The following is a 9,372-nucleotide window of genomic DNA, read 5'->3' as shown; positions in this document are numbered from 1 at the left end:
GGGTGTATGCCAGCATCGATGGCATTACCTGGACCGATCTTACATTTGCCGATGTGCTGAATTTTACCAATAATTCACCCTCCAGCGGATCACAATCAAATATTGCGCTGCCAGCCATTTTCAATAACAGCGCCACCGCAAGACTTCGTTTTTACTATTACAATGCTACAGGCGGTATTACGCCTACTGGTTCCAGACCCAAGATCAGCATTGACAATCTAAAAGTAACTGCTGTAGCCACCACACCCTGCGTTAGCCCAACAGCAGCACCTACTGCACTGACCTTTGGTACTATCACTGATGTATCGATAGCAGGTAGTTTTACCGCTGCCAGTCCGGCGTCAGACAACTACCTGATTATTGCCAGCACCAGCAGCAGCCTTACCAATAACCCTGTAGACGGACAGATATACAACATCGGCGATAATGTGGGTGATGGAACAGTGATCGCCAATGGCAACAGCACCAGCTTTAACGCTACCGGATTAAATGCATCTACTACTTACTATTTCTTTATCTTTTCGTTGAACAGCGTTTGTACTGGTGGGCCGTTATACTTTACCACACCCCTTACCGGACAGACTACCACCAATGCCGGTCTTCCACCTTGTGCAGCACCAGCAGCACAACCCACGGCATTGACCTTTGGCACCATAACGCCAGGTTCTATACAGGGTTCTTTCACGGCTACTACCGCCGATGAATACATGGTACTGGTTAGCACGTCTGCTTCGCTTAGCAGTAACCCGGTGAATGCACAATCATACGCAGCCGGCGATATAATAGGCAACGCCACCGTGGTAAGCCGCAGCACGGCCACTACATTTACAGCCAGCAACCTGGCGCCCAATACTCCCTATTATTTCTATGTGTTCAGTCTGCAGTTGCAAAACTGTTTGAACGGGCCTGCTTATAATACCACTTCACCGTTGACTGCATCGCAGAACACCCAGCCATTGCCTCCTTGTATAACACCAACAGCCCAACCAACCAGCTTAACTTTCAATGCGTCTAACACCAGCATTTCAAGCGCCTTTATGGCGGGTAGCGGAGCAGATGATTACCTGGTGATCAGAAGCACCACATCAACCTTGAGCGCTACGCCGGTTGACAATACCGATTATAATGTAGGCGATAACCTTGGCGGTGGCGTAGTAGTAGCAAACACCACTACTACCAGCTTCCTGAGTACTGGTCTTACACCAGGTACTCCTTATTATTTCTTTGTTTTTGCCGCCAATAAAAATTGCACCGGAGGAACCAAATACCTGACCACCGCTCCATTAACAGGGTCACAACTCACCAGCAATAGTCCGGTGTATAATTATTACTTCGGTAACCTGCATTCGCATTCTGATTATTCAGATGGCAACAAGGATAATCCCGGCTTTACACCTGCTAAGGATTACAATTATGCCATGACAGCCCAGTGTATGGATTTTCTGGGTATCTCAGAGCATAACCACTTTTCAACTGCCAACAACCCCGGTAACCAGATAGATAGTTTCCACCTGGGTTCTCCCCAGGCCAATGCCTTTAGCGCCGCCCATTCCAACTTCCTGGCCTTGTATGGTATGGAGTGGGGTGTAATCTCTGGCGGTGGTCACGTGGTAGTGTATGGCGATGGCATGGACGACCTGTTTGGTTGGGAAAGCGGCAGCGGCGGTTGGGGTGCTACTAATAACTATGATGTATATGTAGCCAAGAACGATTATACCGGCGCTAGCGGTTTATTTAAAACCATCAATGACTATGTGGCTAAAAATACCTTCGCCACACTGGCCCATCCCAACTCAAGCGATTACAACAATCTTTCCAATACAAGCTATAACCTGGTTGCAGATAATGCCATTACCGGAACAGCCGTGGAAAGCGGCCCGGCCACATCCGATAGTATCAACTATAAAGACCCCGGTAGTTCCATGTTTTACCTGAGCTATTTCCAGAAACTGCTCGCTATAGGCTATCACCTGGGACCAGTGATCGACCACGATAACCACTACACCACGTTCGGCCATACCACCTATTCACGTACCGCGGTGCTGGCGCCTTCGCTTACGAAAACAGACATCATCAAAGCGTACCGCGACATGCACTTCTATGCTACGCAGGATTGTGACACCAAGGTTGACTTTACCATCAACACTCATATGATGGGTTCTATCTTTACTGATCGCAATGCACCGATCCTTACCGTGAACCTTACTGATGCCACAACCATTGTAAGCAATGCGGTGATAAATGTCATGTTTGGCGTACCAGGCAGCGGGGTTACCGCACAAAACATCGCTACCGTTACCGGCAGCAGCATGACCTACCAGGATAATAACCTGGCCGACATGTCTACCGGGTATTACTATATAGATATCACCAACGGCAGCGCCCGCATCATTACTTCACCTATCTGGTACACCAGGAATGATAACAACGCTGCCCTGCCGGTTACCCTTTTATCTTTTACAGGTCAAAAAGTAAATGAAGTTGTAAAGCTTAGCTGGACAACCGCCCAGGAAACCAACAGCAAGGAGTTTATTGTTGAAAGAAGCACTGATGGCCGCAGCTTTAATGCATTAGGTAAGGTAGCAGCAGTTGGTACAGCCAACCGCCCCACCACTTATGGCTATACCGATGCACAACCCGTATATGGTATGAACTATTACCGACTGCAACAAGTGGATATCGACGGTAAATCGGTTTACTCAGATATTGTCAGGATCAAAACTGATAGATCGGGTGGCTTCTATGTAGGCCCTAACCCGGCCAGTACTACGGTAACCATTTATCGCCAGGGCAGCAATGAATCAGCCCGGATAGAACTGATGGATGTAAATGGCAAATTAATGAAGCAGCTGACTTTAGCTGCAACCACCTACTCTACCACCATCAATGTAAGTGGCTTATCAAAAGGTATTTACCTGATGAAGTTTACCACTTCTAAAGGAATAAACACGCAAAAGATAATGGTGGAATAGAATGGTGACAAGAACCAGGATCCAAAGCCCCCGGAGAGTAATCCCGGGGGCTTTCTTTTAAACCCAAAGTGTAATTTTATAACCATGAAAAAGCCAGAAAGCCAAAAGGGAGCCGGGGCCATGGAAATGAAAACAAAAGTGTCCTAAATCACTGGAAAAGCTTTCAGACAAGGTGTTATTCCCTGAAAAGCCTGAAAAAGCCAATAATATTATTGCCAGGCCTAAAAAGAATTAATAAGGTCATTTTTTCATATCTTAATTATTACTTAACTGGTTATCACCCTCTTACCATCTTGCATTTCTCCCTTTTTTAATTATTACCGCTATAACCTTTGCAATCTTCGCCCGCTGGCTCTCTCACCTTTGCCTTATTGACATATTTACCCTACCTTTGCAGCCCAAATTAATTTTTTAACCAACAAACAGGGATCAATGAACAATTACGAATTGATGGTGATTTTTACCCCTGTGCTTTCTGACGACGATTTCAAAGCGTCTCAGAAAAAATTCACTGACCTGATTAAAAGTCTAGGCGGTGAAATTGTGCACGAAAATCCCTGGGGACTAAAATCACTGGCGTATCCTATCCAGAAAAAGACCACTGGTCTGTACTGGGTTATGGAATACAAAGCGCCATCCAACCTCAATGAGCAATTGAAAATTCAATTGCTGCGTGACGACAATGTGTTGCGTCACATGTTCACTGTGCTCGATAAATACGCCGTCGAGTACAATGGTAAAAAGAGAAGTGGTGTACCTACAGGAACTGAAAAAGTAGAGGGATAGTACTATGGCAAAAGCAAACGAGATTAAGTACCTGACCGCCATTAAAACCGAGAAGCCCCGGAAGAAATTCTGCCGCTTCAAGAAATATGGCATCAAGTACGTTGATTACAAAGACGCTGAGTTCCTGAAAAAATTCCTGAACGAGCAAGGTAAATTACTGCCCCGCCGTATTACCGGTAACTCTTTGAAGTACCAACGTAAAGTGGCTCAGGCATGTAAAAAAGCCCGTCAAATGGCCTTATTACCGTACGTAACTGACCTTTTAAAATAGGAGGACACCATGGACATAATACTGATTCAAGACGTAGATAATCTGGGTGGTGCCAACGAGGTAGTTAAAGTACGCAATGGCTATGCCCGTAACTTTCTTATCCCTCAAAAGTTTGCGGTAGAAGCCAGTCCTTCTAACCTCAAACAATTAGCGGAAAAAAGAAAGCAGATTGAAAAGAAAGAGGCAAAAATGCTCTCTGCTATCAATGAAGTAATCGCCAAACTGAAAGAAGGCGCCCTGAAGATCGGAGCTAAGTCCGGTACCAGCGGTAAGATCTTCGGTACCGTTACTTCTTTGCAACTTGCCCGCGCCATCCGCGAGCAAAAAGGTTATGAGATCGATCGTAAAAAGATCACTCTGCCTGATGAAGTAAAAGAACTGGGCGCTTATAAAGCTACCATCGATTTCGGCAACGGTCATTCGACCGAGCTGGATTTTGAAGTAGTATCTGAGTAATTCGTTCCAACTTCAATAAAAGTGAGCCTTTTCTGCCTCCGGGCAGGGAAGGCTTTTCTTTTTCAACATATATAAAAAATAACATAAGTAATAAGGTTTTTTCCACGGTTTGGCGGGCCCGGAGGCGCCTTGTAAATACCCCTACTGTTCCTTAAGTACTTGTATTCAATAAACAAAGTATTTTCTGCAAACCCGCTCCCCAATTGAATGTGGGATTTTTTTTATTGTTTAAATCAAAATAATTCTCCTATCTTCATGTTAGATTAATGTCTTAGTTCTCATGTTCTGCAGTGTCTTACCTGTTTTTCGGTTTCCTCAGTTCATTGTAGCAACTATTGCCATTATCCTTTTTTTCAGAACACTAAAATTTTCGTTACAATGAACATTTATGTAGGGAACCTCTCCTGGCAGATGACCGATGAGGATTTAAGAACCCTGTTCGAGCAGTACGGCTCAGTTACTTCTGCTAAGATTGTTAAAGACAAAACCAGCGGACGTAGCAAAGGTTTTGGATTCGTAGAAATGCCTGAGGACGGCGAAGCTCAAAACGCGCTGACCAGCTTATACGAGTCTGAAGTTTTAGGCCGTAAGATTATCGTTAACGAAGCACAACCAAAACCACAAGGTGGTAGCGGTGGCGGCGGCGGATTCAAAAAACGCAGCTTCGGTGGCGGCGGCAGCGGCGGCGGTGGTGGCTACAAAAAAGGTGGCTACAATCGCGGCGGTGGCGGCGGTGGATACAACAGAGACTATTAATAACGCAATCCCAACGACACGATATAAATCCTCCCCGACTCGTCGGGGGGGATTTTTTATTAGCCCAATCTTACCCCTGCTACCATCTTCCGTATTCTACCTTTATCAACCCTATCAACCTCCTACTTCTGTCACCTAAGCTACTTGTTAACTTGTTAACTCGTCAACTGGTCAACTCCCCACCAAACTCTATAACCAGCCGAATCCCTCTTTAGGAACACCTGGCACACCCTTTTTATTTAATTCTCTTTTAATAGCAAATTAACGCCCAGTCAATATTCACAGTTGAACTTCAACGCAGGAAAAATGGGGAGGGGGATTGTATGTGTGGAATTTTGCCCACATGTAAAGGATTTTAATGTCCGATGACAGGAAAGGCACATCTTTTGCCTCTTTACCGGAACATCGGAAGAACGTCCAGGCCAGCTCATTTTCAAGGAGCATTTTACCTCACCCACATACATACTGTAGAATCATAAACCGGAGAAATATTGAAATATGCTAACTGTAATCATTCCCGTTTTAAACGAAGAGAAAACTATTGCCAACGTGGTGCGCTTTTGCCAGCAATTTCCGCTGGTAACAGAGATCATTGTGGTTGACGACAAGTCGGAAGACAATACGGTAAAGATAGCGCAGGAAGCCGGGGCAACAGTTATTATCAGTCAGGTGCGTGGAAAGGGCATTTCCATGAAAGATGGCATTGCCATTACAACCAATGAATTCATCATTTTCCTCGATGGCGATATTGACCCCTATCCGGAGGGCACCATTACCAACCTGGCCGCTCCCCTGCTGGCAGATGAAGCCGACTTTGTAAAAGGCAGCTTCGCCCGCAATGCCGGCCGGGTAACCGAACTGGTGGCCAAACCCTTACTGAATATCTTTTATCCCGGTCTGTCTCATTTCTCACAGCCGCTCAGTGGCATGATAGCCGGTAAAAAATCATATTTCAAAAAGATCGATTTCTTTAACGATTACGGAGTTGATATCGGCATTCTGATAGATATGTACCTGATGAAAGCCCGGGTAACCGAAGTGAACATCGGCTATATAGAAAATAAAAGCAAACCATGGCAGGCCCTGGGGAAAATGAGCAAGGAAGTATCAAAAGCCATCATCAGCAAAGCGCAATTACAACATCCCGAAGAGATCAGTGAAGAAGAGATCCATTCACTGGAAGCTATTAACCGGGAAATGAACAAAACCCTACGCGAGAAATTATCCGGTTTTCACAAAATGGCCATCTTCGATATGGACGATACCATCCTGCAGGGCCGGTTCATCGATACCTGCGCCGCCACATTTGGTTTCAACGCCAAGCTCGAAGATCTGCGCGCCCGCGAAAAAGACCCCATCATCCTTACCAAAAGGATCGGTTCTTTTTTGAAAGGCCGCACCATGGATGAACTGTTGAACGTTGCCAGTCAGATAGAAATGGTAAGCGATATAAAAGAAGTAATAAAAGAATTGAAGAACCGGGGTTACATCATTGGCATCATCAGCAACAGCTATACGTTAATAACCAACTTTGTAAGACAAAAGATCGGCGCCGATTTCTCCTACGCCAATCAATTGGAGTTCTTTGAAGGAAAGGTAACCGGCGAAATAAACCTGCCTTCCTATTTCTTTGGTTCACCCGACAGCGTATGTGGGCATTCCTACTGTAAAACGAATGCGCTGCAATATGCCTGCGAAAAATACAATGTACCCATGCAGCGTACCATAGTAGTTGGTGACAGCCGCGACGACCGTTGTATGGTAGGCCATGGCGGTAAAGGCGTTGCCTTTCGTACAAAGGATGATCTGCTGGAAACGATCGCCTCTACAAACATCCGGGAAAACAGTTTTCAATCGCTTCTGGCGCTGGCTTAAGGCAGTGGCTTGAGTGATATATATAACCACATTTCTAATCAATAAACCTAAAACGAACGTCTATGCCAGGAAAATTATATAACATACTGGTGCCGGTTGATTTTACCGGCCGCAGCAAGTGGGCTATTTCCAAGGCTATTGAACTGGCGAATACCTTCCAGTGCAATATTCACCTGGTACACGTGGTGTCGAAGAACCTGTTGCCGTTGATTCCCATCGACGCCAGCATGTTGCTGCCTTACGACATTACCGCCGACCTTAAAAATGCCCGTAAAAAACTGGAATTACTGAAAGAGACCTATCAACATCACTTGTGTGGGGAAGGTAAAATAGAGATCAGCTTATTACAGGGCCGCCCCAGCCAGCAACTGGTAAAATACATAGAACAATACGATATGGACCTGGTGGTGGTGGGTTTATCAAAATTCAATCTCGTTCATCGCATACTGTCTTCCGTTTCCATCAGCCAGCTGGCCCGCAAAACTAATGTGCCGGCACTGGCCATCCGGTCAAGCGGACTGGTAAGCCATTTCAAGAAGATCGTATTACCGCTGACAGATGAAGTGCCTGTGCGCCGGATCAAGTTTGCTACTTTGCTGGCCCGTACGTTCCAGAGCACCGTATACCTCGTTAGTCTGCGTAAAGATGGAAATGCTGCTGAACAGGTGGTGAACAAAACCCTGCAGGTTATACAAAGCCTAAGCACCATTCCGGTGCAATGCTTTTTACTGGAAGGAAAGAACCTGGCCAAAAGCACGCTTGATTTCTCCAAACGCATCAATGCCGATCTCATTATGGCCAATCCATTGAACGAATTTCATATGCCCGGCTGGTGGAACCGCATCACCCGTAAATTGTTATCATATGGATCAAAAATACCAGTGATAACGGTTGACAAGAACAACGAACAGGCGGCTCAACCTCAACAACAAACACAACAACAATCTCAATCTTAGTATTCGTTTTGTTTTTTTAGATAATGAAGTCTTCCGATGCATCGGGAGACTTTTTTATGTTTAAACAATACACTATCACGTAACGAATACATGTTGTAACACCTTGCTGTTCACAATTATTTTATATAAAAAGCAAAAGAATATTAAATTAACTCTATATCTTTAAAAGAAGAAGTGGAGGGTAGTAGTATTATTGCAAGGCAAGGAGCTTACGAAAACCATAACCGTCCAAAACTGTTTGATTTTACCTCATATAAAGGCCTATGAGGAATATAAAATACAGAGGTAACACACCCATCATTGTCCGGATACATTCTTCGATCACACCTCACGCGATTCCCATATTTCGGATAATGACAACTGTTAAAAACGCTTACCTCTCCATAAATCATCTCCCGTACTCAAACCATGGTTATATGGTTTCACTGTACTGAAAGGTTCTGACCGATTATTTACCGGATTTGTATTGCAGGCACCTGCGCAGGACGCAGTAGTGTTTGTGATGTCGTTTACAACAGGAACGAGCTGTTACTGCTTTCCCTGACCGCTTCTCTCTTCATTACAAAACCAAAAAAACTAATTTATGAAGCCAAAGACTTTCTCTGAAACACTGCGGTCGCCCAAGAACGGAAATGACAAAGATCCCATGGTTGCTACAGCGCATGTTCCCAGTTTAATTGAGAATTTGCCGGGCCAGTCATACATGGGTATGGAATCGGATACTGAAACTGAAGTAGAACAGGTGGAAGGTTTTAAGCTCACCAAACCCGGAGAAGCCGATAAGGAAATGTTCAACACATTGAATACCGAATCTGAATCGGCTTATGTTTCCGAGAACTTACTGGAAGAAGCCGGTACAGAAGTTACAGACGAGGAAGGAGAAGGCGGCGTATTTACCCGCGATGCGTTCTTTGCCAGTTATCCCGAATTATACCAGAAAAGTATTTCTGAAGTAATTATTGGAACTGATGACCGCGTTCGCATTACCCCCACTACCACATTCCCCTGGCGGGCTATTTGCTCATTGCGCATCACAGCAAAAAATGGCAGCCGCTGGATAGGCACCGGCTGGCTGATTGCACCCCGCACCGTAATTACCGCCGGGCACTGCGTGTACATGCACGACCAGGGCGGATGGCCAAAGAGTATTGAAGTAATTCCAGGTTTGAATGACGCTGCACGTCCTTACGGCTCATTCATGGGCACTTCTTTCAGAAGCGTTGCCGGCTGGGTAAATGATAAAAAAAGAGAGTATGATTATGGCTGTATCATTCTGCCTTCCAATGCCCGTCCCGGCGAT

Annotated in this window: 8 protein-coding genes; all 8 read left to right on the top strand. The window is 45.2% G+C overall.

Annotated elements, in window-relative coordinates:
- On the top strand, positions 1 to 2,972 hold a 2,972-nt coding region (locus ACJ751_RS10770), incomplete at its 5' end, for a T9SS type A sorting domain-containing protein (RefSeq protein WP_407745497.1).
- A gap of 432 nt (positions 2,973 to 3,404) precedes the next feature.
- Positions 3,405 to 3,758: a 30S ribosomal protein S6 gene (rpsF, locus tag ACJ751_RS10765; RefSeq protein ID WP_407745496.1), complete on the top strand. Its 354-nt coding sequence runs from the start codon at positions 3,405 to 3,407 to the stop codon at positions 3,756 to 3,758.
- A gap of 4 nt (positions 3,759 to 3,762) precedes the next feature.
- On the top strand, positions 3,763 to 4,029 hold the full coding sequence (gene rpsR / locus ACJ751_RS10760; RefSeq protein ID WP_014221276.1) for a 30S ribosomal protein S18: 267 nt from the start codon (positions 3,763 to 3,765) through the stop codon (positions 4,027 to 4,029).
- A gap of 9 nt (positions 4,030 to 4,038) precedes the next feature.
- Positions 4,039 to 4,485 (top strand): 50S ribosomal protein L9, encoded by a 447-nt coding sequence (gene rplI, locus ACJ751_RS10755; protein ID WP_407745495.1) that lies wholly within the window; start codon positions 4,039 to 4,041, stop codon positions 4,483 to 4,485.
- Positions 4,486 to 4,863: 378 nt separating this feature from the next.
- On the top strand, positions 4,864 to 5,241 hold the full coding sequence (locus ACJ751_RS10750) for an RNA recognition motif domain-containing protein (RefSeq protein WP_407745494.1): 378 nt from the start codon (positions 4,864 to 4,866) through the stop codon (positions 5,239 to 5,241).
- 498 nt (positions 5,242 to 5,739) lie between these two features.
- Complete coding sequence (locus ACJ751_RS10745; protein WP_407745493.1) at positions 5,740 to 7,116, top strand: HAD-IB family phosphatase; 1,377 nt, start codon at positions 5,740 to 5,742, stop codon at positions 7,114 to 7,116.
- Positions 7,117 to 7,178: 62 nt separating this feature from the next.
- On the top strand, positions 7,179 to 8,072 hold the full coding sequence (locus ACJ751_RS10740) for a universal stress protein (protein ID WP_407745492.1): 894 nt from the start codon (positions 7,179 to 7,181) through the stop codon (positions 8,070 to 8,072).
- 583 nt (positions 8,073 to 8,655) lie between these two features.
- A partial coding sequence (locus ACJ751_RS10735) for a trypsin-like serine peptidase (RefSeq protein WP_407745491.1) occupies positions 8,656 to 9,372 on the top strand: 717 nt, incomplete at its 3' end.

This window comes from Niastella sp. (assembly GCF_045805085.1).
Lineage (GTDB): Bacteria > Bacteroidota > Bacteroidia > Chitinophagales > Chitinophagaceae > Niastella.
Note: the sequence above shows the minus strand (reverse complement) of the source record. Positions and strands in the feature narration are given on the sequence as shown.